The organism is Microbacterium schleiferi (assembly GCF_015565955.1).
GTDB classification, from domain to species: Bacteria; Actinomycetota; Actinomycetes; order Actinomycetales; family Microbacteriaceae; genus Microbacterium; species Microbacterium schleiferi_A.
On sequence record NZ_CP064760.1, the window covers coordinates 1891633 to 1918349 of the forward strand.

28 protein-coding genes and 4 pseudogenes are annotated in these 26717 nt (G+C 67.4%); 8 read left to right on the forward strand and 24 right to left on the reverse strand.

Annotation, left to right across the window (positions count from 1 at the left end; all coding sequences use genetic code 11):
- Positions 1 to 44 precede the first annotated feature (44 nt).
- Positions 45 to 872, reverse strand: coding sequence for a translation elongation factor Ts (tsf, locus tag IT882_RS09045; RefSeq protein ID WP_195691608.1), 828 nt, complete (start codon positions 870 to 872; stop codon positions 45 to 47).
- An 81-nt stretch (positions 873 to 953) separates the two neighbouring features.
- Positions 954 to 1918 (reverse strand): annotated as a pseudogene (gene rpsB / locus IT882_RS09050) (30S ribosomal protein S2).
- A gap of 329 nt (positions 1919 to 2247) precedes the next feature.
- Here rpsB and IT882_RS09055 point away from each other — a divergent pair.
- Entirely contained in the window at positions 2248 to 2811 is a 564-nt protein-coding gene (locus IT882_RS09055; protein ID WP_229382024.1) for a murein hydrolase activator EnvC family protein, read from the forward strand.
- A gap of 56 nt (positions 2812 to 2867) precedes the next feature.
- Here IT882_RS09055 and IT882_RS09060 read toward each other — a convergent pair whose 3' ends face one another.
- From IT882_RS09060 to IT882_RS09110, 11 genes are all read right to left on the reverse strand, one after another.
- Positions 2868 to 3443, reverse strand: a complete 576-nt coding sequence (locus tag IT882_RS09060; protein ID WP_195691609.1) for a DUF3060 domain-containing protein — start codon at positions 3441 to 3443, stop codon at positions 2868 to 2870.
- A 51-nt stretch (positions 3444 to 3494) separates the two neighbouring features.
- Positions 3495 to 4394 (reverse strand): tyrosine recombinase XerC, encoded by a 900-nt coding sequence (locus IT882_RS09065; protein ID WP_195691610.1) that lies wholly within the window; start codon positions 4392 to 4394, stop codon positions 3495 to 3497.
- 75 nt (positions 4395 to 4469) lie between these two features.
- Positions 4470 to 4997, reverse strand: a complete 528-nt coding sequence (locus IT882_RS09070; RefSeq protein WP_195691611.1) for a DUF2087 domain-containing protein — start codon at positions 4995 to 4997, stop codon at positions 4470 to 4472.
- A gap of 28 nt (positions 4998 to 5025) precedes the next feature.
- Entirely contained in the window at positions 5026 to 6195 is a 1170-nt protein-coding gene (dprA, locus tag IT882_RS09075) for a DNA-processing protein DprA (RefSeq protein ID WP_195691612.1), read from the reverse strand.
- On the reverse strand, positions 6192 to 7712 hold the full coding sequence (locus IT882_RS09080; protein ID WP_195691613.1) for a YifB family Mg chelatase-like AAA ATPase: 1521 nt from the start codon (positions 7710 to 7712) through the stop codon (positions 6192 to 6194). The genes dprA and IT882_RS09080 overlap by 4 nt, the downstream gene beginning before the upstream one ends.
- Positions 7709 to 8071 carry a YraN family protein gene (locus IT882_RS09085; RefSeq protein WP_195691614.1) on the reverse strand — a complete coding sequence of 121 codons (363 nt, stop codon included), beginning with the start codon at positions 8069 to 8071 and terminating at the stop codon, positions 7709 to 7711. Before IT882_RS09085 ends, IT882_RS09080 begins: the two co-directional genes overlap by 4 nt.
- Before the next feature lie 95 nt (positions 8072 to 8166).
- Positions 8167 to 8490, reverse strand: a complete 324-nt coding sequence (locus tag IT882_RS09090; RefSeq protein WP_195691615.1) for a DUF2469 family protein — start codon at positions 8488 to 8490, stop codon at positions 8167 to 8169.
- A 72-nt stretch (positions 8491 to 8562) separates the two neighbouring features.
- Positions 8563 to 9231: a ribonuclease HII gene (locus tag IT882_RS09095; protein ID WP_195691616.1), complete on the reverse strand. Its 669-nt coding sequence runs from the start codon at positions 9229 to 9231 to the stop codon at positions 8563 to 8565.
- The gene (gene lepB, locus IT882_RS09100) at positions 9228 to 9995 is read right to left on the reverse strand and encodes a signal peptidase I (RefSeq protein ID WP_195691617.1); all 768 of its coding nucleotides are present in this window, start codon (positions 9993 to 9995) and stop codon (positions 9228 to 9230) included. The genes IT882_RS09095 and lepB overlap by 4 nt, the downstream gene beginning before the upstream one ends.
- Positions 9996 to 10140: 145 nt before the next feature.
- Positions 10141 to 10488: a 50S ribosomal protein L19 gene (gene rplS, locus IT882_RS09105; protein ID WP_195691618.1), complete on the reverse strand. Its 348-nt coding sequence runs from the start codon at positions 10486 to 10488 to the stop codon at positions 10141 to 10143.
- A 159-nt stretch (positions 10489 to 10647) separates the two neighbouring features.
- Complete coding sequence (locus tag IT882_RS09110; protein WP_195691619.1) at positions 10648 to 11139, reverse strand: MFS transporter permease; 492 nt, start codon at positions 11137 to 11139, stop codon at positions 10648 to 10650.
- A 113-nt stretch (positions 11140 to 11252) separates the two neighbouring features.
- On the opposite strand from IT882_RS09110, the gene map reads away from it, so the two are divergent.
- On the forward strand, positions 11253 to 12035 hold the full coding sequence (gene map, locus IT882_RS09115; protein WP_195691620.1) for a type I methionyl aminopeptidase: 783 nt from the start codon (positions 11253 to 11255) through the stop codon (positions 12033 to 12035).
- Between the two features lie 12 nt (positions 12036 to 12047).
- On the opposite strand, the gene pyk is transcribed toward map, so the two are convergent.
- From pyk to rpsP, 5 genes and pseudogenes are all read right to left on the reverse strand, one after another.
- Positions 12048 to 13469, reverse strand: coding sequence for a pyruvate kinase (gene pyk / locus IT882_RS09120; protein ID WP_195691621.1), 1422 nt, complete (start codon positions 13467 to 13469; stop codon positions 12048 to 12050).
- Positions 13470 to 13595: 126 nt separating this feature from the next.
- A pseudogene (trmD, locus tag IT882_RS09125) lies at positions 13596 to 14287 on the reverse strand (tRNA (guanosine(37)-N1)-methyltransferase TrmD).
- 1 nt (position 14288) lies between these two features.
- Positions 14289 to 14950: pseudogene (gene rimM / locus IT882_RS09130) on the reverse strand (ribosome maturation factor RimM).
- Complete coding sequence (locus IT882_RS09135; RefSeq protein WP_195691622.1) at positions 14934 to 15164, reverse strand: RNA-binding protein; 231 nt, start codon at positions 15162 to 15164, stop codon at positions 14934 to 14936. Before IT882_RS09135 ends, rimM begins: the two are co-directional and overlap by 17 nt.
- A gap of 4 nt (positions 15165 to 15168) precedes the next feature.
- The gene (gene rpsP, locus IT882_RS09140; protein ID WP_195691623.1) at positions 15169 to 15600 is read right to left on the reverse strand and encodes a 30S ribosomal protein S16; all 432 of its coding nucleotides are present in this window, start codon (positions 15598 to 15600) and stop codon (positions 15169 to 15171) included.
- A gap of 241 nt (positions 15601 to 15841) precedes the next feature.
- On the opposite strand from rpsP, the gene IT882_RS09145 reads away from it, so the two are divergent.
- The 4 genes from IT882_RS09145 to IT882_RS09160 are packed head-to-tail and all read left to right on the forward strand — an operon-like array spanning position 15842 to position 18249.
- Positions 15842 to 16210, forward strand: coding sequence for a DMT family transporter (locus tag IT882_RS09145; RefSeq protein WP_195691624.1), 369 nt, complete (start codon positions 15842 to 15844; stop codon positions 16208 to 16210).
- Positions 16207 to 16527, forward strand: a complete 321-nt coding sequence (locus IT882_RS09150; RefSeq protein WP_229382025.1) for a DMT family transporter — start codon at positions 16207 to 16209, stop codon at positions 16525 to 16527. The genes IT882_RS09145 and IT882_RS09150 overlap by 4 nt, the downstream gene beginning before the upstream one ends.
- Before the next feature lie 60 nt (positions 16528 to 16587).
- Entirely contained in the window at positions 16588 to 17748 is a 1161-nt protein-coding gene (locus IT882_RS09155) for a glutamate--cysteine ligase (protein WP_195691625.1), read from the forward strand.
- A 48-nt stretch (positions 17749 to 17796) separates the two neighbouring features.
- Complete coding sequence (locus IT882_RS09160; protein WP_195691626.1) at positions 17797 to 18249, forward strand: methyltransferase family protein; 453 nt, start codon at positions 17797 to 17799, stop codon at positions 18247 to 18249.
- Between the two features lie 10 nt (positions 18250 to 18259).
- Here IT882_RS09160 and IT882_RS09165 read toward each other — a convergent pair whose 3' ends face one another.
- From IT882_RS09165 to IT882_RS09180, 4 genes are all read right to left on the reverse strand, one after another.
- Positions 18260 to 20035 carry a glycosyltransferase gene (locus tag IT882_RS09165; protein ID WP_195691627.1) on the reverse strand — a complete coding sequence of 592 codons (1776 nt, stop codon included), beginning with the start codon at positions 20033 to 20035 and terminating at the stop codon, positions 18260 to 18262.
- Positions 20032 to 21222: a hypothetical protein gene (locus tag IT882_RS09170; RefSeq protein WP_195691628.1), complete on the reverse strand. Its 1191-nt coding sequence runs from the start codon at positions 21220 to 21222 to the stop codon at positions 20032 to 20034. Before IT882_RS09170 ends, IT882_RS09165 begins: the two co-directional genes overlap by 4 nt.
- A gap of 99 nt (positions 21223 to 21321) precedes the next feature.
- Positions 21322 to 22890, reverse strand: a complete 1569-nt coding sequence (ffh, locus tag IT882_RS09175; protein ID WP_195691629.1) for a signal recognition particle protein — start codon at positions 22888 to 22890, stop codon at positions 21322 to 21324.
- A 57-nt stretch (positions 22891 to 22947) separates the two neighbouring features.
- Positions 22948 to 23508 carry a TetR/AcrR family transcriptional regulator gene (locus IT882_RS09180; RefSeq protein ID WP_195691630.1) on the reverse strand — a complete coding sequence of 187 codons (561 nt, stop codon included), beginning with the start codon at positions 23506 to 23508 and terminating at the stop codon, positions 22948 to 22950.
- Positions 23509 to 23615: 107 nt separating this feature from the next.
- On the opposite strand from IT882_RS09180, the gene lipB reads away from it, so the two are divergent.
- Together lipB and lipA are read left to right on the forward strand one after the other, a co-directional pair.
- Positions 23616 to 24221: a lipoyl(octanoyl) transferase LipB gene (lipB, locus tag IT882_RS09185; protein WP_195691631.1), complete on the forward strand. Its 606-nt coding sequence runs from the start codon at positions 23616 to 23618 to the stop codon at positions 24219 to 24221.
- Positions 24218 to 25263 (forward strand): annotated as a pseudogene (gene lipA / locus IT882_RS09190) (lipoyl synthase). Before lipB ends, lipA begins: the two are co-directional and overlap by 4 nt.
- 15 nt (positions 25264 to 25278) lie before the next feature.
- Here the strand turns inward: lipA and IT882_RS09195 are convergent.
- Positions 25279 to 25779, reverse strand: a complete 501-nt coding sequence (locus tag IT882_RS09195) for a DUF2004 domain-containing protein (RefSeq protein WP_195691632.1) — start codon at positions 25777 to 25779, stop codon at positions 25279 to 25281.
- A gap of 56 nt (positions 25780 to 25835) precedes the next feature.
- Entirely contained in the window at positions 25836 to 26708 is an 873-nt protein-coding gene (gene ftsY / locus IT882_RS09200; protein WP_195691633.1) for a signal recognition particle-docking protein FtsY, read from the reverse strand.
- Positions 26709 to 26717 lie beyond the last annotated feature (9 nt).

Genomic DNA, 26717 nt, shown 5'->3' on the forward strand with positions numbered 1-26717 from the left:
GAAAGGGCCCGCACTGGATGGTGCGGACCCTTTCGATAATGCGCTTACGCGCCGACCTTGAACCGAGCGAAGTCGGTGAGCGTCAGACCGGCATCCTTCGCGACCTTGGCGACCGAGAGCTTGTTGTCTCGGGCGTAGTCCTGGTCGAGCAGGGCAACCTGCTTGAAGTACGCGTTCACGCGACCTTCGACGATCTTCGGCAGCGCCGCCTCGGGCTTGCCCTCGTTGCGCGAGATCTCGGTGACGATCTCCCGCTCCTTCTCAACGTCAGCCTCGGGGACGTCGTCACGGGACAGGTACGACGGATTCGCGAAGGAGATGTGCTGCGCGAGCGCGCGAGCCGTCTCGGCATCCTCACCCGTGTAAGCCAGGACGACACCCACCTGGGGCGGCAGATCCTTGTTGGTCTTGTGCAGGTAGATCTCGAACTTCTCGCCCTCGAGCGTACGCACCTGGCGAAGCTCGACCTTCTCGCCGATGATCGCTGCCTCGTCCGAGATCAGCTGGTCGACGGTTCCGGCGCCGGCGGGGGCGGCAAGTGCTGCCTCGACCGAATCGGCGCCCGCCGCGGCAGCGGCCTCGACGACCTTGTCTGCCAGCGCGACGAAACGGTCGTTCTTGGCAACGAAGTCGGTCTCGCACGCGAGCTCGATGAGGGTGACAGTGCCGTTCTGCTCACGCGCAGCGATCAGGCCCTCGCTGGTGGAACGGTCAGCGCGCTTGGCGTTGCCCTTCGCACCCTTGAGGCGCAGGATCTCGACGGCCTTCTCGACGTCGCCGTCAGCCTCTTCGAGCGCCTTCTTGGTGTCGACCATTCCCGTGCCCAGCTGCTCGCGCAGCGCCTTGATGTCGGCGATCGTGAAGTTTGCCATGGGTGGTGGCTCCTTGTTCGTGATGAGTTCTCGTGGATGCTCCGGTGGCGTTGTCACGCCACCGGAGCCATATCGATCGGCTTACTTGGTCTCGGCGGCCGCGTCGGCAGCTTCCGTGGTCTCGGCAGCAGCTTCCGTGGTCTCGGCAGCAGCAGCATCCGTGGTCTCGGCGGGAGCCTCGGGGCCCCGGCAACAGCGTCGTGCGCAGCGGCACCGGCGGCATCGGCGTCCGACTCGGTCGCGATGGTCTCGACCTCGGCGACGTCGGTGACAACCGGCGCGCCCTGCTCGAGGAGTTCACGCTCCCACTCGGCGAGCGGCTCGGCGGCCTGAGCCTCGGCCTCGCCAGCGGGCTGGTGACGCTGGATGAGGCCCTCCGCGGCGGCGTCGGCGATGATGCGCGTGAGCAGGCTCACCGAGCGGATCGCGTCGTCGTTGCCGGGGATCGGGTACTGGAACTCGTCGGGGTCGGCGTTGGTGTCGAGGATGCCGATGACGGGGATGCCGAGCTTCTTGGCCTCGTCGATGGCGAGGTGCTCGCGCTTGGCGTCGACGACCCAGATCGCCGAGGGGGTCTTCTGCAGGTTGCGGATACCACCGAGCGACTTGTGCAGCTTGTCGAGCTCACGCTTCTTGATGAGCAGTTCCTTCTTGGTGAATCCGCTCGCTGCCGGGTCGTCGTAGTCCAGCTCCTCGAGCTCCTTCATCCGCTGAAGGCGCTTGGAAACCGTGACGAAGTTGGTGAGGAGGCCACCGAGCCACCGCTGGTTCACGTAGGGCTGGCCGACGCGCGTCGCCTGCTCGGCGATGACTTCCTGCGCCTGCTTCTTGGTGCCGACGAACAGGACACTGCCACCGTGGGCGACAGTCTCCTTGACGAACTCGTACGCCTTGTCGATGTAGGTCAGCGACTGCTGCAGGTCGATGATGTGGATGCCGCTGCGCTCCGTGAGGATGAAGCGCTTGACTTTCGGGTTCCACCGGCGGGTCTGGTGTCCAAAGTGCACGCCGCTGTCGAGCAGCTGGCGAATGGTGACGACGGCCATGGCCGTACTCCTTTGCTGACGCGAGGTCGCGTCTCTTACGGTTGATCTCGCCGGTCGGCGACCGACGATCCTGGCGCCCGACACGCTCCCGCTGCGCTCGGGTGAGCTCAGACCGATGGGAGTCGTGCCACCTGCCCGACGGGCAGGCTCAGGGCACGCGAAGTCACCCCGAGAACGGGGTGCCCTTCCAGTGTACCAGCGCACGCCTGCCGCAGACACGCGTCGCGACGGCGCACGCGCTCCTCCCCACGGGCACCGATCAGTCTGGCTCTCCCCCGCCAGCGAGCGGGGAGCGTCGCTGCGAGAACGCGACGTGGATGCTGAGTGCCATGTCTGCCTCGCACCGCATTCTGGTCGCCATCGTCGCGTTGCTGTCCCTCACCGCTGCGGGACTGACGCCGTCGCCACCGGCGTCCGCAGCCCGCCCGTCGGACCGAGACACGGCAGTGCACATGGCTCAGGCCTCGGATCCGACGCTGGTGGCCAGGGATTGGGTCTGGCCCGTCTCAGGGTTCCGCATCCTCACGAACTATGTCGCCCCCGCCCACCGGTACGGACCGGGTCACCGCGGCATCGACCTCGCCCTGTTCGGCATCCGATCCGTGCGATCGCCAGCCGCGGGGGTCGTGCAGTTCACTGGCCGGGTCGTCGATCGCGACCTCATCACGATCGACCACGGCAACGGTCTCGTCACCACGCTCGAGCCCGTGACGTCCCCCCTCGCGGTGGGCGATCGCGTGGGCCGTGGGGCGGAGGTGGGCATCGTCGCCGAGGGCGGACACACACCACCGGGCGCGGTTCACTTCGGTGTGCGATGGCACGGCGAGTACATCAACCCGATGGTGTTGCTGGGCGGCGTGCCCCGGGCTGTCCTGCTTCCGTGCTGCCGGTAGCTTCGGCTCAGGGCTCAGGGCTCAGGGCTCAGGGCTCAGGGCTCAGGGCGCGGGGCTCAGCCGAAGACGTTGCGCCCGCCGTTGTCTTGAATGTCGCCGTACCCGGAGGCTCGGAGGGTGTTGTCGTTGCCGTTGACGGTCACGTCCCCGATGGCACCGTCGGCGTCAATGAGCATCCGGTCGCCGGCGATCTGGAGAGATCCGATCGCTCCACTCCCCAGAGTGTTGTCGTTTCCTTCAATGCGCAGCGCACCCAGGTCGCCGATCGTGATGTCGTTGTCACTCCCCTGGAGAAGGACAGCATCCGCGTCCCCGTCCATCCGCACGACGATGCGGTTGCCGGCGATCGTGACCTCTGCGCAATCCCCCGTGAGGGAGAAGCTGAGATCGTTGCCGGCGAGGACCGCCCGTCCATCCACACAGAGCGCGTCTGGCGCTGACGTCGGATCAACCGTCACGGTCGGCACCGGTGTCGGCGCGAGCGTCTGCCACGTCGGTGCGGGAGTCGGTGTCACCGGCGCCCGCGTGGGAACGACGGTGACACGGGGACCGGGTACGGCGATGCATCCGGCGAGCGCGAGTGTGGCGGCGAGAGCGAGGGCGACACCGGAAGCGCGGCGCGGAGAATGCATGCGATAACCCTACGCGCGATGCCCGGGATCGTCGGCGACGCTGGGCGCTCCCTACGCGCGCGGATGCGCGAGGCGATAGCTGGCCGCGAGTCGCTCGCTCGAGACATGGGTGTAGATCTGCGTCGTTCCCAGACTCGCGTGACCGAGCATTTCCTGGACGGATCGGAGGTCAGCGCCCCCATCGAGCAGGTGCGTCGCGCCGGAGTGGCGCAGAGCGTGCGGGCCGACACTTCCCCCGGTCAGCGCACCGACCCGGCGGGCAACGACGTCGTAGACGGTACGCGAGCCGATTCGGGCTCCGCGTACGCCGAGGAAGAGCGCGCTGCGCGCGGCGGCAGAGCCGGCAAGCGCGGGGCGTCCACGCACAAGGTAGGCATCCAACGCCCGCGCTGCCGCACCTCCGTAGGGCACGACCCGTTCTTTCGACCCCTTGCCCCACACCCGCGTGGTGCGACGACCCGCATCGAGATCGGTGAGGTCGAGGGCGCACAGCTCGGAGACGCGCAGCGCTGCACCGTAGAGGAGCTCGAGCATCGCGTGGTCGCGCAGCTCGACGGCGTCGCCGCCCTCGCGGGCAGATTCACCGAGATCGTCGAGCAGCTGCGAGAGACCCTCTGCCGACGCGACCTTCGGCAGGGTCCGCCCCCGCTTCGGGGCAACGAGTCGCACCGCCGGATTCGTGTTGATGAGACCGGCATCCAACGCCCAGGCGAAGAAGGTGCGCACCGCGGCAGCGCGCCGCGCAAGGGTGGACCGAGCGTCGCCGCGTTCGCTCGCGCGCCACATCCAGTTCCGGAGGACCTCAAGGTCGACATCCTCGATCGGGAGGGGTCCGGTCGCATCGGCGAGGTCCACGAGATCGGACCGATAGGCGCGCACAGTCGCCGGTGACAGGCGGCGCACGTCGGCGACGTGGCGCAGGTACTGCTCGACCGCCGCGGGGATCTCCATGGAGACAGGATGCCTCAGCCCCGGGCACCGGGCGGGCGGCCCGCGCGGTGTGGCGCCAGGCGCGACGGTCCCGGATCAGCCGCGCGTGGCGCCTGCCGCCACCTCGCTGAGCGCATACTCCGATCCGTCCTGTCGCCTTTCCACGAGACCAGCGTCGACCAGGTACCGCCGCAGCAGGGCAGTGTCATCGGCGAGCACCCGCAGCCGCCCGTTGAGCACAGCCTCGGAGACAGTCTCGCCGGGGGCGAGGACCCGCACCGCAACCCACTGCAGGACCAGGTCACGCTCGCTCGATGATCCCGGGTACTGCGCGATGCGCCCATCGACGAGGAACCGCTCGACGCCGGTTGCTCTCCGTGGCGCGGCGTCGGCGAGAATCTCGGCGAAGACCTCGGCGCGAAGCGTCAGCGCCTGATCGTCCCCGCGGACGATGCCCGAGGCTGTCAGCGCGTCAACGATGTGTCGCCGACGGGAGGGCGACTTATCGGCGAGGTAGCCGTCGAGGTCGCCGCCGACCGCCAGCAAGCCGAAAGCGACCCGGACAACGGGGTTAGCCAGCGCGGCTATGACCGGGCGCCAGCGTTTGCCGTTCTCATCGACCATGGCTCTCGAACCTCCTCGCCCGAGCCTCTCACGTCAGGCGCCAGCCCTCTGATTCGGCGGTCACGAGACCGTCCAGGTGCAGGAGCCCGAGGTGCGACTGCACGTCAGCGACCCCGAGGCCGCTGCGACGCGCGACCTCCTGCGCGCTGCGCGCTACCCGTCTGCTGAGGGCATCACGCACGCGGGTGGCGTCGGTGGTGCGAGGAGCGGACTCCCCGCCACCTCGTCCGGTGAGTTCTCCCCACCCGATCAGCTCGCGAACCTCGGCGGCGGTCGTGACACACGTCGCTTCAAGTTCGCGCAGGAGGCGGTGACAGCCCGCAGAGGCTGCACTTGTGACAGGGCCCGGCACGGCCCCGAGGGGGCGACCGAGCGCGCTTGCGTGGTGGGCGGTGTTGAGGGATCCGCTGCGCCATCCGGCTTCAACGACGACTGTCGCAGCCGAGAGGGCGGCAATGAGTCGGTTTCTCTGCAAGAACCTCCACTTGGTCGGAGCTGAGCCGGGTGCGACCTCGCTCACGACCGCACCCGTCGCGGCGATGCGCTCGACGAGCTCGGTGTGTGCTTGCGGATACGCCCGCTCCAGGCCTCCCGCCATCAGCGCGACCGTGCAGCCGCCACCGGCGAGGCTCGCGCGGTGCGCTGCCGCGTCGATGCCGAAGGCGGCACCCGAGACGACACAGACCCCCGACGCCGCGAGTTCCGCGGCAAACTCCCCCGCGACGTGCTCGCCATAGGCGGTTGCGGCGCGGGCTCCCACAATCGCGACACCGGATCGAGCTGCCTCGAGAGCGCGCGGGTCGCCGCGCACCCAGAGCACCAGCGGCGCGTGCGGGCCCAGATCGTCCGCAGCGTCCGGCCACGCCTCGTCGGCGGGCGTCACGAGGTGTAGCCGGGCGGCACGGGCTGTCCGAAGCACAGCAGAAACGGCACCGGGACGCATCCGCGGTTCCCATCGCTCCAGCGCGAGCCGGGCTTCACCTCGCTCCAGCACGCTGTCGCTGAGCTCCCCGCGACGCACCCGTGCAAGCGCCTCGACGGGCCCCTGTGCCGCCGTCAGGATTCCCGCGGCTCCGTCGCCCGGCTCCGTGAGGGTGTTCCACACCACGCGCGCATACCGCTCGACGACGTCGTCGTCGGAGAGCACGCCAGCCACCAGAGGACCGAGCTCGTCTCGAGCACGCTGCGGATCGATCACGAGGTGATTCCTCTCTTCAAGAACAGTGCGCGCCCGATGTGCTCGGGGGTCGGCATCTGCTCGCCCTCCAGATCCGCGAGGGTCCACGCCACGCGGAGGACGCGGTCATAGCCGCGGAGGGTCAGGCTTCCCCGCGCCAGTGCGCCGTCGAGCGGCGCGCGAACGCCGGGTGGGAGGGCACCGGCACCGGAGCGCAGCCAGGTCCCGGGAACGTCGGCGTTCCGGCGCCACGGGGTGTTCGAGAGGCGGCGTGCGGCACGATCGCGCGCCTCAACGACGAGCGCCCGGGCCCGGTCCGAGTCCAGGACGCCTCGCGCCTCGGGAACCCTGCCGACCCGCAGGAGAGTGAGTTCGATGTCGACGCGGTCAAGAAGTGGACCCGACAGCCGATTCTGGTAGCGCCGAATCGCCTGCGACGGACATTCGCACACGGCGTCTCGCAGCCCCCGGTTGCCGCACGGACACGGGTTGGTGGCCAGCACGAGCTGGAACCGCGCCGGGAAGGATGCCGTGTACCCGGCGCGGTGAACCGTGATCTGCCCGGACTCCAGGGGCTGGCGCAGCGCATCGAGGACTGTGGTTGCGAACTCGGCTGCCTCATCCAGAAACAGCACACCCTCGCTGGCGCGGACGATGGCGCCCGGACGCGGGGCGCGGGTCCCGCCACCGACAAGCGCGGCCGCGCTGGCGCTGTGATGCGGCGCTTCGAAGGGCGGAACCCGGGAAAGGTGCGTGACGGCATGTCCCGACAACGAGCGAACGGATGCCGCGGCCAGCGCGGACTCGTCATCCAGGGGCGGCAGAATCCCGGGAAGTCGCCGCGCGAGCATCGTCTTCCCCGCGCCCGGCGGTCCGGTCATGAGCACGTGGTGACCGCCCGCGGCTGCGACCAGAAGCGCCGAGACCGCGTCGTCCTGTCCGACCACGTCGCTCAGATCCAGCGTGTCCTCGAGCGACCCAGGGTCGGTGGACGTCTCGACGGGTTCGGCTTCGGGGAGCCGCGCATCGATTCCATGGCGGGAGAGGACATCTCCCAGGCTCGTCGCGCCGACCACGGCAATCCCCGGAACGAGCGAGGCTTCGTCCTCGCTGGCCCGCGGCACGACGACGGTCTCGAGCCCCGCGCGCGCGGCGGCCATCACGGCCGGCAGGATGCCGGGCACCGGGCGCAGCCGGCCGTCAAGGCCCAGTTCGCCGATATGGGCGGTGCGGAGAAGAGCATCGGGAGAGATCGGCAGCTGCGTCGCGAGAGCAGCGACCGCGATAGCAAGGTCGAATCCGGAGCCGTGCTTGGGAAGGCTCGCCGGTGAGAGGTTGACGGTGAGGCGCCGACTGGGCAGCGGCACGTCGCTGTTGGCACAGGCGTTGCGCACCCGCTGGGAGGATTCCCCGAGCGCTCTGTCAGCCAGGCCGATGATGCGAAAGTCGGGGAGCTGATCGGACAGATCAGCCTCGACCTCGACCGCGACGCCCTCGATGCCAACGAGCGATATCGCCCACGTGCGGGCCAGACTCATGCGAGATCTCGCAGATGCTCGATCTGCGGCGGCGCCGCAGGGTCACCGGTGATTGCGATCCCGTCGACGCGGATGCTGCGGCTCCCGGCGATGTCTCGATGAGCGGCGCGCCACTCTCGCGCCAGCTGGTGCAGGCGATGCAGCTTCCGTGCGTCGATCGCCTCGAACGGATGCCCGAAGGCGGCCGACCGCCGCGTCTTGACCTCCACGATCGCGATCGCGTCGGCATCCGCGACCACGAGGTCGATTTCACCTGCGCGACACCGCCAGTTGCGATCGAGGATCTCGAAGCCGCGCGCCCGAAAATAGGCCTCCGCGGCGTGCTCACCCGCCCTGCCGAGATCGTCCTTGCGTGCCATTCCCCCAGCGTCGCCGCACCGGTGTGGTCACGAGCGACGAACCGGGTGAGGAACGAACAGACGTCGCGGGCGTGCCCCCTGGGGAGGAACCGAGTTCAGCTGTCGAGCGTGAGCTCGTCGGGCAGCTGGAAGTCGCCGCGCTGCAACTCTTCGACGTTGACGTCCTTGAACGTGAGCACACGCACCGACTTCACGAAGCGGTCGGCGCGATAGATGTCCCACACCCAGACGTCGTTCATCGTGATCTCGAAGTAGAAGTCGTGCTCGGTGTCTCGGCGGACGACGTTCACATCGTTGGCGAGGTAGAAGCGTCGCTCCGTCTCGATCACATACTGAAACTGGTGTACGACATCCCGGTACTCGCGGTATAGCGCCAGTTCCAGTTCGCGGTCGTAGTCCTCGAAGACCTCGTCATCCATGGTGGTCTCATCCTAGTTGTCGGGGCGCGGCGCGCGACCACGGTAGAGCTCGAACAGGCTCAGCTGAGGGCGTCAGAACAGGGTCGGTGCCCCGGCGAATGCCCAGGAAACCCGATGGTGGTCGCTCACGCCGTGCTCGAGGATCGCTGCACGGTGCTCGGGACTCGCGTACCCCTTGTTGCGGACCCACTGGTAGGCCGGGAGGTCGCCGTGCAGTCCAACCATGAGGTCGTCGCGAGCCACCTTGGCGATGACGGATGCTGCAGCAGCGCCCGCACAGTCACGATCGGCCTTGATCACCGGGCGCACGGTCAACTGCGGCCCCGCGGCACGGGAGATGTAGTCGTGGTTGCCATCGAGAATCACGATCGCCGCAGATACATCCACGCCGTGCGCTGACAGGTCGTCCAGCGCACGCCGCGCAGCGAGTCCGAGCGCCGGAAGGATGCCGATCTCGTCGATCTCGGCCGAGCTTGCCCACCCGATCGCGCTGTCAGCGACCCACCCTGCCGCGCGGCGGGCCAACTCAGCTCGGCGCGCTTCGGGGACGAGCTTGGAGTCGCGGAGGCCTTCGGGGACGCGGCGGCGCGAGAGGGCGGCATCCACGACGGTGGCGCCCACGGCGACCGGGCCCGCCAGGGCTCCGCGTCCGACCTCGTCGCACGAGATGACGAGCTCGTACTCGCGCAACAATTTCCGCTCCAGCGTGAGGCGCGGGACTGCTCGCGACCCGGTACTCATGGCGCGTCGGCTCCCACGCCCGCGGGTATGCCGGCGAAGACCTCGCTGTGCGAATCCAGCAGGCCCCAGCGGGGAACCGGCCACGTGATGACGAACGCTCGACCGACCACGTTCTCGATCGGCACGAACCCATCGCCCGGTTGGTCCTGATTGAATCGCGAGTCTTTCGAGTGATCTCGATTGTCACCGAGCACCCAGAGGCTTCCGTCGGGAACGACGATGTCGAACGGCACGAGATTCGGTGCGCTCTGTCCCGGATCGAGCTTGACGTACGCGGACTCATCGAGCGGGACATCGTTGATCGTGATCTGACCGAGCGCGTTGCAGCACACGACGTGGTCGCCGGGAACACCGATCACCCGTTTGATGAGGTGATCCTCGGAATCCGAGACCGACAGTCCGACGAGAGTGAGCAGCCAGTCGATCCCCTCGACGAACGGGGACTGCGCGGGACGCACCGTTACGGGAAGCCATCCGCCCGGATCCTGAAACACGACGATGTCGCCGCGCTCATACCCGTTCCAGCGCGGGGTCAGCTCGTCGACAAGAATCCGATCGTTGATCTGGAGCGTGTCTTCCATCGAGCCGGAAGGGATGTAGAACGACCGAACGAGGAACGTCTTGACCAGTGCGGAGACGACGATCGCGATGAGGATGATGACCAGCACGTCGCGCAGGAAGATCCACGCCCCGCGCCGACCTCTCCGTTCGCGCCGCTGCGACCGTGTCACGGATTCAGCGGGTGCCTCGGCGTCGGAAGTCATGCAGCGATCCAATCCGTCCGACGTGATGCGGACGCTCAGATAAGGGTGTCACACGATGGGGCAGCACACGTGTCGTGTAACGCCCTGGTAAGACACGTGTGCCCCGGCACCGAGGGCACCGGGGCACACGTGGAGACGCGCGAAATCAGTTGTCGCGCTTCTCCTTGATCTTCGCCTTCTTGCCGCGCAGCTCGCGCAGGTAGTAGAGCTTCGCGCGACGCACGTCACCGCGGGTGACGAGCTCGATCTTGTCGATGATCGGGCTGTGAACCGGGAAGGTACGCTCGACGCCCACCTGGAAGCTGATCTTGCGGACGGTGAAGGTCTCGCGGACGCCATCGCCGGAGCGACCGATCACAACGCCCTGGAAGACCTGAACGCGCGAGCGGCTTCCTTCAACGATGTTCACGTGCACCTTGACGGTGTCGCCGGGGCCGAACGCGGGGATGTCGCTGCGCAGGGAAGCTGCGTCGACGATATCGAGGGTCTGCATGATCGCTACTCTCTGCGGCCGCCACAGGTCGGTCGCGGGTGGATAGAAAAGGACGAGATGTGCGCACCGCGGTCAGGACCGCCGGTGGATTCCCCTGAGGCAGAATCCGTCATGGCACAAACAGCTATTCTGCCATGCCCGATGCCGGGAACAAAACCGTCAGGATCGGGGCTGCTGCTCCGTGATGACGATCACCTCGGGATCGTCGCGCTGCGGCGGAGTCGATGCTGACGGTGGGATGTAGGACACGCCCGACGCGCTGCGCAGAGTCACCAGACCCGGTCGCGCTTCTCGCCAGAGCTGCCAGAGCATCACCCAGAAGAGCGAGAGGCCGACAGCGACGGTGAGCAAGAAGACCGGGAACCACCACGCGGCGACGAAGAACCCGAGCGCGATCGTCAGCGCGTGCCACACCGTGAAGCCCGCGACATCCCACCACGACACCGCCCGAGCAGCTCGGGCGGTCGGGCGCGCACGGACCAGGAGTGTCAAGACGAGCTGACCGATGAGCACCGAGGGAATCGCCAGCAGGAGAACCCACAGCAACGCCCACGCGCCAGCATCGAAAGCGATCCAGCCGACGAACAGCCACAGTGGCAGCACGAACGCGGCGGGGATCATCCAGCCGTAGAAGGCGCGTCGCAGCCACATGCTTCGATGCTACGCCCGGCTCCCGATCCCGGCATCCGAGGCGCGCGATGCGAGGCATCCTCACAGCCGATCCGTAGCGGATCGGACAGAATGGATCGGTCGAGAGGAAACCCATGATCGAACTGCGTACACCCGCCGAGGTCGAAGCGATGAAACCGGCGGGTCGCTTCGTCGCCGAGGTGCTCGCTACCCTGCGCGACGAGACCCGGGTGGGCACGAACCTCCTCGAGATCGATCGCCGAGCGCACGAGATGATCCGGGCTGCCGGCGCTGAGTCCTGCTACATCGACTATCACCCGTCGTTCGGGGCGAGCCCCTTCGGCAAGGTCATCTGCACCTCGATCAACGACGCCGTCCTGCACGGCCTCCCCTTCGACTACGCCCTCCGCGACGGGGACCTCGTCACCCTCGACTTCGCCGTCGCGGTGGACGGCTGGGTCGCTGACTCGGCTGTCTCTTTCGTCGTCGGCACGCCGCGTGACGAGGACCTCGCACTCATCGATACGACAGAGCGGGCCCTGGATGCCGCCATCGCCGCGGCCGTGGTCGGCAACCGCATCGGCGACATCTCGGCGGCGGTCGCCGCCGTCGCTCACGCAGAAGGTCTGTCGATCAACACCGACTTCGGCGGCCACGGTGTGGGCCGCGAGATGCACGGCGACCCGCACGTTCCCAACAACGGCAAGCCGGGCCGCGGCTACCCGCTGCGCGCCGGGCTGGTGCTCGCCCTCGAACCGTGGTTCCTGCAGTCGACCGATCAGCTGCGGACGGATGCCGACGGCTGGACGCTGCGGAGCGGCGACGGCTCGCGCGGCGCGCACTCGGAGCACACCATCGCGATCACCGACGATGGCCCGGTAATCCTCACCGATCGAAGCTTCCTCGGCGTCCGCTGACACCGGGGCGGATCAGGACCCGTCGGAGGCTCCGACGATGTGCACGCGCACATTGTTGGTCGATCCGGCGGTCCCCGGGGGCGCGCCAGCTGTCATGATGACGGCATCGCCGGGCTGTACGCGGCCCGCCTCGATCAGTGCCCGGTCGAGAAGCTCGATGAGCCCGTCGGTCGAGGCCGCCCGCGCGATGAGGAACGGTTCCACACCCCACGTGAGCGCCAGGCGTGAACGGGTTCCCGCCAGGTCGGTGAAGGCGAGGATCGGCACGCGGTGACGAAGCCGCGCCATCCGGCGGGCCGAGTCACCGGACTGGCTGAAGACGCACACGAACTTCGCATCGACGAAATCGGCGATGGTCGCCGCGGCAAGGGTCAGCGCCCCGCCCTGCGTCCGTGGCTTCGTTCCGAGCTGAGGGATGCGCTCGAGGCCGGTCTCCTCCGTGGAACTGACGATTCGCGCCATGGTTTCGACGACGGTGACGGGGTGCGCGCCGACGCTCGTCTCCCCCGAGAGCATGACGGCATCGGCGCCGTCGAGCACGGCGTTCGCGACATCCGAGGTCTCCGCGCGGGTCGGCACGGGGTTCTCGATCATCGACTCGAGCATCTGGGTTGCCACGATGACCGGTTTCGCCCACCGGCGCGCGAGTTCGATCGCCCGCTTCTGCACGATCGGCACGGTCTCCAACGGCAACTCGACCCCGAGATCTCCGCGCGCGATCATGACACCGTCGAACGCGTCGATGATCTCCTGCAGGTGCTCGACGGCTTCCGGCTTCTCGATCTTGGCGATGAGGGGAATCCGGCGGTTCTCCTCGGCCATGATGACCCGGGCCCGCTGCGCGTCCTTGGGTGAGCGCACGAACGAGAGCGCGATCATGTCCACACCCAGTGCCAGCGCCCAGCGCAGGTCGGCTTCGTCCTTGGCGCTCAGCGCGGGCGCGCTCACGGCCACACCGGGGAGGTTGATGCCCTTGTTATTGGAGACCGCTCCCCCGACCACGACCTCGGTGCGCACGCAGATTCCGTCGGTATCGAGGACCCGCAGGCGAACCTTGCCGTCGTCGATGAGCAGCGTGTCGCCGGCGACGACATCGGCGGCCAGCTGCGGGAACGTCGTCCCGCAGATCTCGCGGGTGCCCTCGACATCCTCGGTCGTGATCGTGAAGATATCGCCGGGTTCGAGATGATGCGGCCCATCGGCGAAGCGCCCCAGCCGGATCTTCGGGCCCTGCAGGTCTGCCAGGATGCCGACCGGGCGCCCCGTGGAGTCTGCGGCGCGGCGCACAGCGGCGTACGACTGCTCGTGGTCAGCCCACTCGCCATGGCTCATGTTCAGCCGTGCGACATCCATCCCCGCCCGGACGAGCGCCTCGATCTGGTCGTAGGACGCGGTCGCAGGTCCGAGAGTGGCGACGATTTTGGCTCGGCGCATGGCACTGATCCCTTCGGCAGGTGACGGGATCTCAGTTTGACGCCTCGGGTCGTCCCGTGGGTTTCCCCCGTGTGACAAGTCGGTGTCTCGGGGCCCTGCGGCAGCCGCCGGCGAGACCCGAGGATGTCACTCCGGCAGAAGGTCGGGGCGGCGCGTCAGCGTGCGCTCACGCTGCTGGTCGGCGCGCCACCGTGCGATGGCGGCATGATTGCCGCTGAGCAGGATGTCGGGAACCGCGCGCTCACGCCACACGGCGGGCTTCGTGTACGACGGGTACTCCAGCAGGCCGTCTTCGTGGGATTCCTCGATGATGCTCGCCGGGTTGCCCACCATGCCGGGGACGAGGCGTCCGATGGCTTCGATCATCGCCATGGCGGCTACCTCGCCGCCGTTGAGGACGTAGTCGCCGAGGCTGATGAGGCGCACCGAGCCGCGTGCGGCGGCATCCTCGAAGACCCGCTCGTCGATCCCCTCGTACCGCCCGCACCCGAACACGAGATGCTCCTCGAGAGCAAGCTCGCGCGCCGTTGACTGGCGGAAGAGCTCGCCCGCAGGTGAGGGAAAGATGATCGTCGGCCGGGGTGATGCGCCCGTGGGAGCGAGTTCGTCGAGGGCCTCGCCCCACGGCTCAGGTTTCATGACCATGCCGGCGCCGCCCCGTATGGGGTGTCATCCACGGTGCGGTGGCGGTCGTGCGTCCAGTGCCGGAGGTCGTGAACGCGCACATCGAGCAGTCCGCGCTCACGGGCTTTGCCGATGAGCGAGACCTCGAGAACGTCGAAGAACGCGGGAAAGATCGTGACGACGTCGATCCGCACGTCAGTTCCCGTCGGTGTCGCCGGCCGACTCCTCGGGGGACGTGTCCGACGCCTCGGCCGGCTCGGGATCCTCGTCGGGGATTTCTTCGAACAGCCCGGCCGGGGCGTGACGATGACGTGGCCCGCCGCGGGGTCGACCACCGGAACGATGACCTTGACGAAGGGCACGAGCACCTCGCGATCGGCGTCCGTGCGCACGATCAGCAGGTCCTGCGCGGGAAGATGCTCGACGCGGATCACGCGACCGACCGACTCGTCGCCGCGGCGCACGTCCAGCCCGACCAGCTGGTGATCGAACCAGGCATCCTCCTCGTCGGATGCCGCATCGGCCGCCTCGTCGACCCACAGGATCGCGCGTACGAGGCTCTCGGCGGCGGTGCGGTCATCGACGCCCTCGAAGAACGCGACAGGGTGCGAGTTCATCCAGCGGAACTCGCGAACCGTCAGCGGCTTCCCATGCCAGGGCGAGGTGTCCGGGACCTGCAGCGTGAAGGTGGCGCCCGGAACGAACCTGCCGTCGGGGTTGTCGGTGTACAGCTCGAGCTTCAGGGCACCCTTGAGCCCGTGCGCCTTGACCAGGCGTCCGACCCGCAACTGGGTTCCTGCCGAAGGGGGCGGCGCGGCACGCCCGTCCGAATCGACCACGTCAGTCGTCCGCGACATCAACCCGCACGCGGCGCCCGTCGGCCAGCGCCGAGATCAGGGTGCGGATGGCTTTGGCCGTGCGACCGCCGCGCCCGATGACGCGGCCCCGGTCGTCGGGGTGCACATGCACCTCGAGCACCTCACCACGTGAGGACTCCGACGCGAGGATGCGCACATCGTCCGGGTTGTCGACGATCCCCTTGACGACGTGTTCGAGCGCGGCGGCGAGCACGGACTCAGGCTTCTGCGGTCTCGGCCGACTCAGCGGCCTCGGGTGCAGCGTCAGCGTCAGCGGCCGGGGCCGGCTCGGCCTTCTTCTCAGCCTTCGGCTTGACGACCGACTTCTTGGTGGTCTCGACCTCGAACGCCTGCTTGGGCTCGGCGGTCTTGAGAGTCGACACGGCGTTCTTGTCACCCTTGAAGGTGCCCCAGTCGCCGGTGATCTTGAGGATGGCGCGCACCTGCTCGGTGGGCTGGGCGCCGACGCTCAGCCAGTACTGCGCACGAGCGGAGTCGACCTCGATGAACGAGGGCTCTTCGGTCGGGTGGTACTTGCCGATCTCTTCGATGACGCGACCGTCACGCTTGGTGCGCGAGTCGGCGACGACGATGCGGTAGTAGGGGGCGCGAATCTTTCCGAGACGCTTGAGACGGATCTTGACAGCCACGATTCTCCTGTGTGGTGGACGTGAACGAACTGATCGCCTGGAGAGTGGGGTGCACACCCGGCGGAAGCTCAAAGGGGGTGGATGCGCTGGATAGAGGGTCGAGCGCGGTCCGACCCTCTATTCTGCCAGATCCGACCGGATGCCGAGAACCACCTTCGCTGCGTCGCTCCCCGGCCGGCCGCGACGCCGGTAGCGTGTGAGCCGTGATGCGACAGTTGGCGACTCCCGACGGAGGTCCCGGATGACGAAATGGCTCTATCTGATCGGCGCGATCCTGCTGGAAGTGGGCGGCACGTTGTCGCTTCGCCTCGCTGTCGATTCCGCTATCTGGTTCGTCGGCGTCGGCGTCGGCTACGTGGGCGCTTTCGCATGCCTCACGCTTCTGCTGCGCGCCGGGGCACCGATCGGTCTGACGTACGGAGTCTGGGCGGCCTCGGGTGTCGCGCTCACGGCTGTGCTCGCGGCGATCCTGTTCGGCGATCCGTTGACGTGGCTCATGAGCCTGGGAATCGTCATCGTCATCGCCGGCGTCTTCCTCGTGGAGGTCGGCGCGGGCGCAGCGAACGGGGCTGCGCGCCGAGCAGCGAGTGATCCGGAGAACGCACAATGATGTGGCTCTACCTCGTGGGCGCCATTGTCTTCGAGGTCACCGGCACGATGTCCCTCCGGGCCTCCGAGGGCTTCCGGCGCACCGTCTGGATCGCGCCGGTCATCGCGTCGTACGTCATTGCCTTCGCACTCCTGTTCCTGTGTTTGGCCGAAGGCATGCCGGTGGGCGTCGCCTACGGCATCTGGTCGGCGACCGGCGTCGCGCTGACCGCGGTGCTGGCGAAGATCCTGTTCGATGAGCCGTTCACCTGGCTCATGGGGTTGGGTGTGGTCGCGATCGCCGGTGGCGTGCTGCTGATCGAGATCGGTGCGTCCTGATTCGCGTCACGGGATGTCGCAATCGAGCCCACGCGAGACGGTGCGTGCGAAACTGACGCCATGACGCTCGGCTTTGCGGCATCCGCTCGCTCCTCCGTCGGCTTGGAGTGGGAACTCATGCTCGCCGACCGCGCGACCGGCGATCTCGCGGGGCGCGCACCCGAGCTTCTCGACGAGCTCGCGCCCGCGATCGAGCTCGAACGCTTTTCTCTCACGAGCGAACTGCTCACCAATACTGTCGAAGTCACGAGCGGGGTCGGTTCGACGGTGGCCGCCGCAGCCGAAGACATGGTGGACGCCATCCGTGCTCTGCGGACAGCAACCGAGCCGCGTGACCTCGACCTGCTCTGCGCCGGCTCCCACCCGTTCGCGCAGTGGTACGACCAGGAAGTGACCGACAAGACCCGATACCAGGCGCTCATCGAACGAACGCAGTGGTGGGGCCGCAACATGATGATCTGGGGCATTCACATCCACGTGGGCGTCGAGGATGTCAACAAGGTCATGCCGCTCATTCGTGCCCTCTCGACCTATCTGCCTCACCTGCAAGCCCTGTCGGCGTCCAGTCCGTTCTGGGCCGGCGACCGCACCGGTTACGCGTCCAACCGGTCACTCGTTTTCCAGCAACTCCCGACCGCCGGGTTGCCCTGGTTGCTCGAGGACTGGGAGGAGTTCGAGGCATACCTGGGTGACATGGTCAGCACCGGCGTCATGACAGACGCCACAGAGGTGCGCTGGGACATCCGACCCGCGCCACGGTGGGGAACGATCGAAGTGCGCGCCTGCGACGGGATGTCGACGCTGCCGGAACTCGCTGCTGTTGCCGCCCTGGTGCAGGTGCTCGTCGAGCACTTCTCGCGGCGGCTCGATCAGGGCGAAGACCTCGCGGGGATCCAGCCCTGGTTCCTCCGCGAAAACAAGTGGCGCTCGGCCCGCTACGGCCTCGACGCCGAGATCATCGTCGACCGCGCCGGGACGCTCAAGCCCGTGCGAGAGCACCTTCGCGAGATCCTCGACGATCTCGCCGAGATCTCCGTCGAACTCAAGTGCGCGAAGGAGTTCGCCGGCGTCGAGAAGATTCTCGCAACCGGCGCCAGCTACGAACGCCAGCTGCGGGTCGCGGACGACAACGACGGCGATCTGCGAGCGGTGGTGCGGCATCTGGTCACCGAGTTCCGCGACGGACCGACGCTGCGTGACCACCTCAACGCGCTGAGATAGCAGCCCGCGCGCACGAGCGACGCTGGCTCACGCTGGCAGACTGTGGCTGTGCGTCATCGCTCCGATTGGCTGGTCATCGCCCAGTTCGTGCTGCTCGCGCTACTCCTGCTGCCAGGCGACCCGGTCTGGGGCTCTGCGTGGCTGATGGGGGTTGCCGCGGCGGTCGGTATTGTCGGACTCGCGGTGGCTGGTGCGGGCATTGCCGCGCTCGGTCGCGACATCGTTCCCTGGGTCGCGCCGAAAGACGGGGCATCCCTGCGCACGGGCGGGGTGTTCCGCCTCACGCGCAACCCGGTCTACCTCGGCATCCTTCTCGGCTCCCTCGGATGGGTCGCGTGGCGAGGCCGGGTCGAACTCATCGTCGTGTGGGTGCTGCTGGCTGCCGTGCTCATCACCAAGGCGCACGTCGAGCAGCGCTTTCTCCTTGAGACCTTCGGAGACGACTACCGGCAGTACGCGAACCGCACGCCGCTGATCCTCTGGGGTCGCGGGATTCGATGAGCCGGCACGCTCACCACGACATCCGGCGGTGACGCTCCCCTGCGCTGCGCTCTTCCCGCTCTTCCGGAGTGAGGTTCGCCTCGGGATCCGTGTCGGCGACGGGCTCCTCCGGCGGCGCGGCATCCTGGTGCTCACCCTCGTCGACGTGCGGCGCGGCGAAGCGAGAGGTGCCGTGTTCGGTCTTCTCCCAGTAGTGCGGTCTGGTGATCAGTTGCCAGAGGGCCTTGTACGCCGCGATCGAGTGCAGAACCCAGAAGAGAGGCTTCAGCGGAGCCCAGGGCACGAGCTCGAACAGCCCGCGCTTGTACGGGCCCATCATGTTCATGTAGATCAGCAGCGAGTATCCGAGCAGGAAGTTCAACGCGCTCAAGACGATCACGATCGGTGGGACCTCGACCGGGACGACGTAGAACGGCAGCGCGAGGGCGAGAACGAGCAGGATCGCGAATGGGATGACGCTCAGGAACGTGAACGGCGTGCCGGCGATCAACAGGGCGAAGGCTGCGAAGCGACGAAGGCCGATGCGGCGGATCAGCGCTATCGGCTGTCGCGAGTGCACCAGGGCCGTCTGCATGTACCCCTTGATCCATCGACTGCGCTGCTTGATGAACTGCGGGATGTGGGAGGTTGCCTCCTCCATCGTGGTGGCGTCGACGACACCGACACGGTAGCCGAGTGCGCTGGCACGGATGCCGAGGTCTGCGTCCTCGGTGACGTTGTAAGGGTCCCAGCCGCCGAGGCGGCGTAGTGCCGCCATCCGGAAGTGATTCGAGGTTCCCCCGAGCGGGATGGGGAGGTCAGAGTCCTCGAGGCCCATGAGCATGTAGTCGAACCAGGCACCGTACTCGAGGGTGAACAGGCGCGTCAGTGCGTTCTCCCGCGCGTTGAAGTAGTTCAGGGACGCCTGCACGACAGCCGTGGACTCGTCAGTGCGGGAGAAGACGATGACCGCCTTCTTCAACTGGTCGGGCTCGGGGGCATCCTCTGCATCGAAGATCACGAGGAACTCCCCGCGGGCCAGCTCAAGACCGACGTTGCAGGCGCGCGGCTTGGTCTGCGGAACACCGGCGGGGATCGGAACGACGATGAAGTGCTCCGGGACGGATGATCGGGCGATTGCCGCCCGGGTCGCGTCATCGCCCTCCTCGACAAGGATCAGCACCTCGAGGCGGTCGCGGGGATAGTCGAGGCGACCGAGGTTGGTCATCAGCTGGGCGACCACCTTCTCTTCCCGGAAGACCGGCACCAGGACCGTGTAGAAGGGCAGATCGTCCTCATCGAGCATCGCAAGTTCATACCGCGACACCTTGTTCACCAGGTCGTAGCGCGATCCGCGAAAGGCGATGATGAACTTGAAGAGCACGCTCGCCAAGAAGAAGAGATTGATGAGCGCGAGGATCGTCACGAGCGTCGGACCCGTCAGGAAGACCGCACCGAGCACAGCGATCCCGGCCACGATCGCGAACCCGATCACTTGGCCCCGTGAGAGCACCGTGCGCGCCGAACGCACCGGGTTGGAGTTGGCGAGCCCGTCGGCGGCCTCGGCGGCGAACTCGGACGCGAACACCTCGATGACGGCATCGACGATGAACTGCTGACTCACGGGAACGACCTCGATCGGAGCGCCGAGATCATCCGCGATCGCTTCTTCTTGCGAGTCGTCCAGCTCACGAGAGGCGCCGACCAGGATCGTGCCGTCCTCGCTCGAGGCCAACGGAATCCACCCTTCCCGTGCGTAGACCGCACGAAACCCGACATCCAGGAGAGTCACATCGATATCCGTCATCCGGTCCCCCCGACCGTGGGGCTCGGCCCGGGGCCGAACCCGGTGAAGATGACCGACCACTCCTGGGCCTCGGGAAGGCGCGAGGCAACAGCCCACCCGACGATTCCCACGAGAACGGCGCACATCACGACGATCGCCGCGTGCTGGGCCGGCGACTCGGTGGGGAGGATCGCGACCGAGATATGGACGAGCAGATACGCCAGCGCTGCCGCGGAGATCAGCGGTGATCCCACCAGCACACCGGCCAAGGCGCCCACCGCGATCAGGAGCATCATGACACCCGAGCGCGCGAACCCGAAGACGCCGGCCGTGATGGCGACGACCAGAACAGGAGCCAGATACAGCATGAGGGGCTCGCTGAGAGGATCGGAGACAAGTGCCTCGATGGCGCGGACGGCGCTGGTCGTGTCGGTGCGGAGGAACGTGAGCGGTCCAGAACCGATGATGACGCCGGCAAGGGCGAGCGCGACGGTGACCGCGACGGTGGGAAAGGCCACGATCACCGCATTCGCTGCCCGAGCCTGCGGGCGGGAATGGATGAGCAGGGTGCCGACGATCGCCACCGTCAGGACGAGGGGAATCGCTCGGACGTCGGTCATCGCCGCGGCCCCGAGCAGCAGCCCCGCACGAAATCCCGCCTGCGTATTGGCGAGGTTCTCGAATCGGACGATATCGATGAGCCCGAAGCCGAAGAGGACGATGGCGCCGAACATCGTGATGTCGGTTGCCGAGAGGAGGACGAAGACCGGGGAGATCAGCAGTGACACGATGACGACGAGCCGGATGATTCCGTGCAGCCCTCGTCGGAACATCGCCTGATCCAGCCCCTGCAGGAAGAAGCCCCCGAGGAGCGCACCGCCGAGCGCGAGGAGCAGCTCGGTGGGCAGGACCAGGGCTGGTAGCGCTCCCAGCGGCGGCGAGAACGTGGTCAGGAGCTGACCGAAGTCCGCGGCTCCCGCCCCATCCCGAACACGGGCGAGCAGAGCCTGATTGGCCGTGTCATGCCACGGCTCAGGAGCCAGCAGCGCGTAGCGCACGACAACGGCGATCAGCGGGAGGGCGAGGATGCCGCGCATCGTCCACCGCAGCCACGTTCGCCGAGGGTACGGCGGCAGGACGCCGGCGGGGCTCTCCAGGAAGCGCGGCACATCGCGGTCGAACAGGTGTTGGCCGCTGAGCACGGACATTCTCGGTTCCGCTCGCTGGGAGGATAGACGCCCTGCGGATTGTAGCGAACGACTCGAGTGGGGGCGAGCGGTGCGTGAGCGCGCTGGTGACGCGCGTCGTCAGTTCTTGCCGAGGAGCTTCTGCAGTTCGGCGAGGTCCGCCTCGCTCGGCGCCGCCTGTCCCCCGCCCAAGCCGAATCCCGAGCCGGTGGGCGTCGAGGGTGTTCCCGCGATCCCCGCGTTCTCCGCGGCGCGCTTGGCGGGGTTCCCCGACCGCGACCCTTGGCGCCCCTTCTGGGCCTTGGACTGCTTGCCTCGCTTTGCCGAGGCACCCGGGCGCCCGCCACCGGGAACGGGACCCATTCCAGGGATGTTGGGCATACCACCGCGAGCGACGGTCTTCATCATCTTGGCGGCCTGATCGAAGCGCTGCACGAGCTGGTTCACGTCGGTCACCGTCATCCCGGAACCGCGCGCGATGCGCAGCCGGCGCGAGCCGTTGAGGACCTTCGGGTTACGTCGCTCCCCCGGCGTCATCGAACGGATGATCGCCTCAGTGCGGTCGATCTCGCGCTCGTCGAAATCGTCGAGCTGCTGCTTCATCTGGCCCATACCCGGGAGCATCCCGAGCATCTTCTTCATCGAGCCCATCTTCTTGAGCTGCTGCATCTGGTCGAGGAAGTCTTCGAGCGTGAACTGCTCCGTCGCGAGCTTCTCGGCCATCTTGGCCGCCTCGGCCTCATCGAAGGCGCTCTGGGCCTGCTCGATGAGGGTGAGGATGTCGCCAAGGTCGAGGATGCGACTGGCCATCCGGTCGGGGTGGAAGGGCTCGACATCCTCGAGCCCTTCTCCCGTGGACGCGAAAATGATCGGCCGTCCGGTCACGGATGCCACCGACAGCGCCGCACCACCGCGGGCATCGCCGTCGAGCTTGGAGAGGACGACACCGGTGAAGTCCACGCCCTCTTGGAAGGCCTTGGCCGTGTTCACGGCATCCTGACCGATCATCGCGTCGATGACGAACAGGACTTCGTCGGGGTCGGTGGCCTTCCGGATGTCGGCGGCCTGCTTCATGAGCTCGGCGTCCACACCCAGCCGGCCGGCGGTGTCGATGATGACGATGTCGTGCTGCTTCTGCTTCGCGAACTCGACGCCGTCTTTGGCGACCTTTACGGGGTTGCCGACGCCGTTGCCGGGCTCGGGGGCATAAATCGCCGCGCCCGCCCGCTCGGCGACGACCTGGAGCTGGTTCACGGCGTTGGGGCGCTGGAGGTCACACGCGACCAGCAGCGGGGTGTGGCCGTCCTTTTCGAGCATCTTCGCGAGCTTGCCCGCGAACGTCGTCTTTCCCGACCCCTGGAGGCCCGCGAGCATGATGACCGTCGGCGGCGTCTTGGCGAACTGCAAACGGCGCTGCTGTCCACCGAGGATGCCGACGAGTTCCTCGTTGACGATCTGCACGACCTGCTGCGCGGGGTTCAGCGCCTTGTTCACCTCGTCGCCGAGGGCGCGCTCACGCACCTTGGCGGTGAACTCCTTGACGACCGGCAGCGCGACGTCGGCATCCAGCAGGGCACGCCGGATCTCGCGGACTGTCCCGTCGACATCCGCGGGCGTGAGCTTGCCCTTGGTGCGGAGGTTGCGGAAGGTTTCGGTAAGGCGATCCGAGAGCGTGCCGAAGGTTGCCATGATCGTCCGATTCTACGGGAGCGGGCGCGGGGCCGACCGTCTGCCCCGGGGGAATCCTCAGCCCGCGGCCTCCATCGCCGATGCCAGTACGTCATCCAGGCTCACCCGCCCGCCGGCGGCGAGCGCCCACGTGCGCAGCGCTGCGATGACCGCGCCCGCGTAGGCGGCGGCATGCACGTCGGCGGGGAGAGCGTCCTCTCCGGTGCGACGGAGATATCGACTGATCGAGGCGGCGATGCGCCATTGTCGCGTCGCCATCTCCTGGGTCAACCCGGGAACGACCCCCATCGCATCGGAGTGCACGAGCGCGAGCGCCAGCGCGTCGGGTGTGAACCGCACGAAGGCCTCGCGGACAGCCTCCGCCACGACGGAAGCCGGCTGCGGCGACGGGCACGCGACAGCGAGGAAGGCGTCGAGGAACCCGATTCGCTCATCCAACCCCGACCAGAAGACCTCGGACTTCGAGTCGAAGTAGTTGAAGAAACTGGACCTGCTCACGCCGGCACGGCGCGCGATCTGCGCGACGGTCGTGCGCTCGTATCCCTGTTCGAGGAACAGTTCGCACGCGGCTTCGGCGATCAACTCCTGCGATACAGCGTGTGGCCTGCCCCCGGACATGGAGGAAGGCTACACGCTTTGCCCCGCCCAGATCGGCGTATTGTTGGACGCAGTCCAATAACGCTGGAGGCTTACGTGATCGATGTTCTGGTGGCGGGGCTCTCCCCGTGACCGTCCCCTACCTCGATGGCTGGGACCTGCAGCGGCGCATCCATCGAGAGGTCCGTGCCGGGGAGCGCCCCGACACGCTCATCCTGCTCGAGCACGACCCCGTCTATACCGCGGGCAAGCGCACGGAATCACACGAGCGCCCGACCGACGGAACGCCCGTGATCGATGTGGATCGCGGCGGAAAGATCACCTGGCACGGCCCGGGACAGCTCGTCGGCTACCCGATCGTGCGGCTGCGCGAGCCGATCGATGTCGTCGCTCACGTGCGTCGCCTCGAGCGGCTCCTCATAAGTGCGCTTTCCACCCACGGTGTCGACGGCTACCAGGTCGAGGGGCGCAGCGGCGTGTGGGTCCGTCGCCCCCTTTCCGAAGACAAGGTCGCCGCTATCGGGGTCCGCGTCGAGAAGGGCGTGACGATGCATGGGTTCGCCATCAACTGCGACAACACTCTCGCGGGCTTTCGCGGCATCATCCCGTGCGGCATCACGGATGCCGGTGTCACGACCGTCAGCGAGGTCGTCGGCGCACCGGTGACCCCCGCAGACATCCTTCCCACGGTCATCAGAGAGTTCGAACGAGAATACGCGGAGGTCGCAGCATGAGCGCGTGCGGAACAGGGGCGGCGAACGGGCTGTCACCGGTCGACGGACAGGCGGCGCCGGAAGGGCGCAAGCTGCTGCGGCTGGAGATCCGCAATGCGCAGACCCCGATCGAGCGCAAGCCGGAGTGGATCCGCACCCGGGCCAAGATGGGACCCGAGTACACGCAACTGCAGGGCCTCGTGAAGGATGAGGGCCTGCACACGGTGTGCCAGGAAGCGGGGTGTCCCAACATCTACGAATGCTGGGAGGACCGCGAGGCGACCTTCCTCATCGGCGGATCCCAGTGCACGCGCCGATGCGACTTCTGCCAGATCGACACGGGCAAGCCCGCCGCGTACGACACCGACGAACCGCGACGCGTCGCCGAAAGCGTGCAGCGCATGCAGCTGCGCTACGCGACAGTCACGTGCGTCGCCCGCGATGACTTGCCCGACGGGGGCGCGTGGCTGAACGCCGAGACCGTTCGACGTATCCACGCCGTCAATCCCGGCACGGGGGTCGAACTGCTTGCCACGGACTTCAACGGCGAGCCGGCGCTCCTCGACGAGGTGTTCGCGGCGCGGCCCGAGGTCTTCGCACACAACGTCGAAACGGTCCCGCGGATCTTCAAGCGGATCCGTCCCGCGTTCCGCTATGAACGGTCGCTCGACGTGCTCACGCAGGCTCGCCGCGCGGGACTGATCACCAAGTCCAACCTCATCCTCGGGATGGGCGAGGAACCGGAGGAAGTCGTTCAGGCACTCCGCGACCTTCGCGAGGCGGGCACCGACATCATCACGATCACGCAGTACCTTCGTCCCTCCCCCGACACCTGCCGGTGGCTCGCTGGGTGAAGCCGGACGAGTTCGTCGCGTTCAAAGAAGAGGCCGAACGCATCGGGTTCCTTGGTGTGCTGGCTGGCCCGCTGGTGCGCTCGTCGTACCGCGCCGGGCGACTGTGGGCCCAGTCGATGCTGTCGAAGGGATGGGAGATCCCCGACAGCCTGTCGCACCTCGCCGACGACATCGCGCGCGAGGGGCTCAGCTTCGCCCAGGCGGTGTGAGCAGCGCTGGCGTGGTCAGTCCGCGCTGGTGACCGAGAGCACCGTGCCGTCGGAGGCGATGTTCACCAGGAGCACGTCGTCGGTGGCATCCGGATCGAGCGCGTACTCGAGCACCGCGAACGGGTCAGAACCCCCGTGCTCGTCGGCGAGGATCGTCATGCTCATGAGCTGAAGCGCGCGAATGACGTCGATGTGCGTGTCCCCCGAAATGTCGACGAGGAACGCCTCCAACTCCTCCCCCAGCATCTCCTGCTGCTGCAGGATGTACTCGGTCACCTCGCTCGTGCGCTCGCTGAGCTGCGACACCATCGCCTCACGGGCGATCCGATCGATCGTCTCGAGGGACGAGATGAGGCTGGCTGCAACATCCAGCGCCGCCGGCGAAACATCATCCTGATCGGGCGCGGTCAGATCGACGGTGACCGACTGGTCTGCGAACTCAACGTTCTCAGACCAGAAGATCGAACCGTCCGGACCGGATTCCAGCAGGCCGAAGAAGTCGTGCTCGATCGCCATGACCCCATGAAACCAGCCTCGGGGGCCGACCGATAGTCCTGGCGCCCGGCGCGGCGTCAATCCACGAGCGCCGCGGCAAAAACGTGCGGGGTGAAGCCGGAGAGATCGCCGATACCCTCACCCTGTCCGAGGAGCTTGACGGGGATCCCGGTTCGCTCCTGGACGGCGAGGACGAAGCCGCCCTTCGCGGAGCCGTCGAGCTTCGTGAGGACGAGGCCGGTGACACCCGCATGCTCCAGAAATGCCTGGGCTTGCATGACCCCGTTCTGGCCCGTCGTGGCATCGAGGACGAGGAGAACCTCGCTGATGGGCGCTTGCTTCTCGATGACCCGGCGGATCTTTCCGAGCTCATCCATGAGCCCGCCCTTGGTGTGAAGGCGCCCGGCGGTATCGACGAGCACGATCTCGGTGCCGGTGCTCTTCGCATACTCGATCGTCTGGTACGCGACGGATGCCGGATCTTGCCCCTCGTGCTGAGGACGAACGATGTGAGCTCCGCCCCGCTCAGCCCACGTCGCAAGCTGGTCCACGGCTGCCGCGCGGAACGTATCGGCGGCACCGACAACGACGCTGCGCTGGTAACGCCGGAGGAAGTTCGCGAACTTGCCGATCGTCGTCGTCTTGCCAACGCCGTTGACCCCGACCACGAGCACGACGGCCGGCCGCTCGGTGAGCTTGAGGGTGGTGTCGAATTTCGCGAAGTGCTCCTCGAGCGTCTCTTTCAGCATCCGGTGCAGATCTCGCGGGTCGGTGGTGCGATACCGGTCGACCTTCTCGCGCAGCTCGTCCACGATGCGCTCGGTGATGTCGGGACCGAAGTCGGCTGTCAGCAGCGCCGTCTCGAGGTCCTCCCACGTCGTCTCATCGATCGTGGGTTTGACGAACATGCCGCGAAGCGCTCGTCCGAGCGACCAGGAGGAATCGGCCATGACTCCAGC

What these genes read in the sequence shown, in the direction of transcription:
- lepB (WP_195691617.1), bottom strand. Translation starts at nt 9,995, where the DNA reads ATGACTTCCGACGCCGAGGCACCCGCTGAATCCGTGACACGGTCGCAG.
- IT882_RS09095 (WP_195691616.1), bottom strand. Translation starts at nt 9,231, where the DNA reads ATGAGTACCGGGTCGCGAGCAGTCCCGCGCCTCACGCTGGAGCGGAAA.
- ffh (WP_195691629.1), bottom strand. Translation starts at nt 22,890, where the DNA reads ATGGCAACCTTCGGCACGCTCTCGGATCGCCTTACCGAAACCTTCCGC.
- IT882_RS09180 (WP_195691630.1), bottom strand. Translation starts at nt 23,508, where the DNA reads ATGTCCGGGGGCAGGCCACACGCTGTATCGCAGGAGTTGATCGCCGAA.
- rplS (WP_195691618.1), bottom strand. Translation starts at nt 10,488, where the DNA reads ATGCAGACCCTCGATATCGTCGACGCAGCTTCCCTGCGCAGCGACATC.
- map (WP_195691620.1), top strand. Translation starts at nt 11,253, where the DNA reads ATGATCGAACTGCGTACACCCGCCGAGGTCGAAGCGATGAAACCGGCG.
- IT882_RS09170 (WP_195691628.1), bottom strand. Translation starts at nt 21,222, where the DNA reads ATGTCCGTGCTCAGCGGCCAACACCTGTTCGACCGCGATGTGCCGCGC.
- IT882_RS09150 (WP_229382025.1), top strand. Translation starts at nt 16,207, where the DNA reads ATGATGTGGCTCTACCTCGTGGGCGCCATTGTCTTCGAGGTCACCGGC.
- IT882_RS09090 (WP_195691615.1), bottom strand. Translation starts at nt 8,490, where the DNA reads ATGGATGACGAGGTCTTCGAGGACTACGACCGCGAACTGGAACTGGCG.
- IT882_RS09155 (WP_195691625.1), top strand. Translation starts at nt 16,588, where the DNA reads ATGACGCTCGGCTTTGCGGCATCCGCTCGCTCCTCCGTCGGCTTGGAG.
- IT882_RS09055 (WP_229382024.1), top strand. Translation starts at nt 2,248, where the DNA reads ATGTCTGCCTCGCACCGCATTCTGGTCGCCATCGTCGCGTTGCTGTCC.
- IT882_RS09145 (WP_195691624.1), top strand. Translation starts at nt 15,842, where the DNA reads ATGACGAAATGGCTCTATCTGATCGGCGCGATCCTGCTGGAAGTGGGC.
- IT882_RS09060 (WP_195691609.1), bottom strand. Translation starts at nt 3,443, where the DNA reads ATGCATTCTCCGCGCCGCGCTTCCGGTGTCGCCCTCGCTCTCGCCGCC.
- IT882_RS09070 (WP_195691611.1), bottom strand. Translation starts at nt 4,997, where the DNA reads ATGGTCGATGAGAACGGCAAACGCTGGCGCCCGGTCATAGCCGCGCTG.
- ftsY (WP_195691633.1), bottom strand. Translation starts at nt 26,708, where the DNA reads ATGGCCGATTCCTCCTGGTCGCTCGGACGAGCGCTTCGCGGCATGTTC.
- IT882_RS09195 (WP_195691632.1), bottom strand. Translation starts at nt 25,779, where the DNA reads ATGGCGATCGAGCACGACTTCTTCGGCCTGCTGGAATCCGGTCCGGAC.
- IT882_RS09165 (WP_195691627.1), bottom strand. Translation starts at nt 20,035, where the DNA reads ATGACGGATATCGATGTGACTCTCCTGGATGTCGGGTTTCGTGCGGTC.
- IT882_RS09080 (WP_195691613.1), bottom strand. Translation starts at nt 7,712, where the DNA reads ATGAGTCTGGCCCGCACGTGGGCGATATCGCTCGTTGGCATCGAGGGC.
- IT882_RS09065 (WP_195691610.1), bottom strand. Translation starts at nt 4,394, where the DNA reads ATGGAGATCCCCGCGGCGGTCGAGCAGTACCTGCGCCACGTCGCCGAC.
- pyk (WP_195691621.1), bottom strand. Translation starts at nt 13,469, where the DNA reads ATGCGCCGAGCCAAAATCGTCGCCACTCTCGGACCTGCGACCGCGTCC.
- tsf (WP_195691608.1), bottom strand. Translation starts at nt 872, where the DNA reads ATGGCAAACTTCACGATCGCCGACATCAAGGCGCTGCGCGAGCAGCTG.
- IT882_RS09110 (WP_195691619.1), bottom strand. Translation starts at nt 11,139, where the DNA reads ATGTGGCTGCGACGCGCCTTCTACGGCTGGATGATCCCCGCCGCGTTC.
- IT882_RS09085 (WP_195691614.1), bottom strand. Translation starts at nt 8,071, where the DNA reads ATGGCACGCAAGGACGATCTCGGCAGGGCGGGTGAGCACGCCGCGGAG.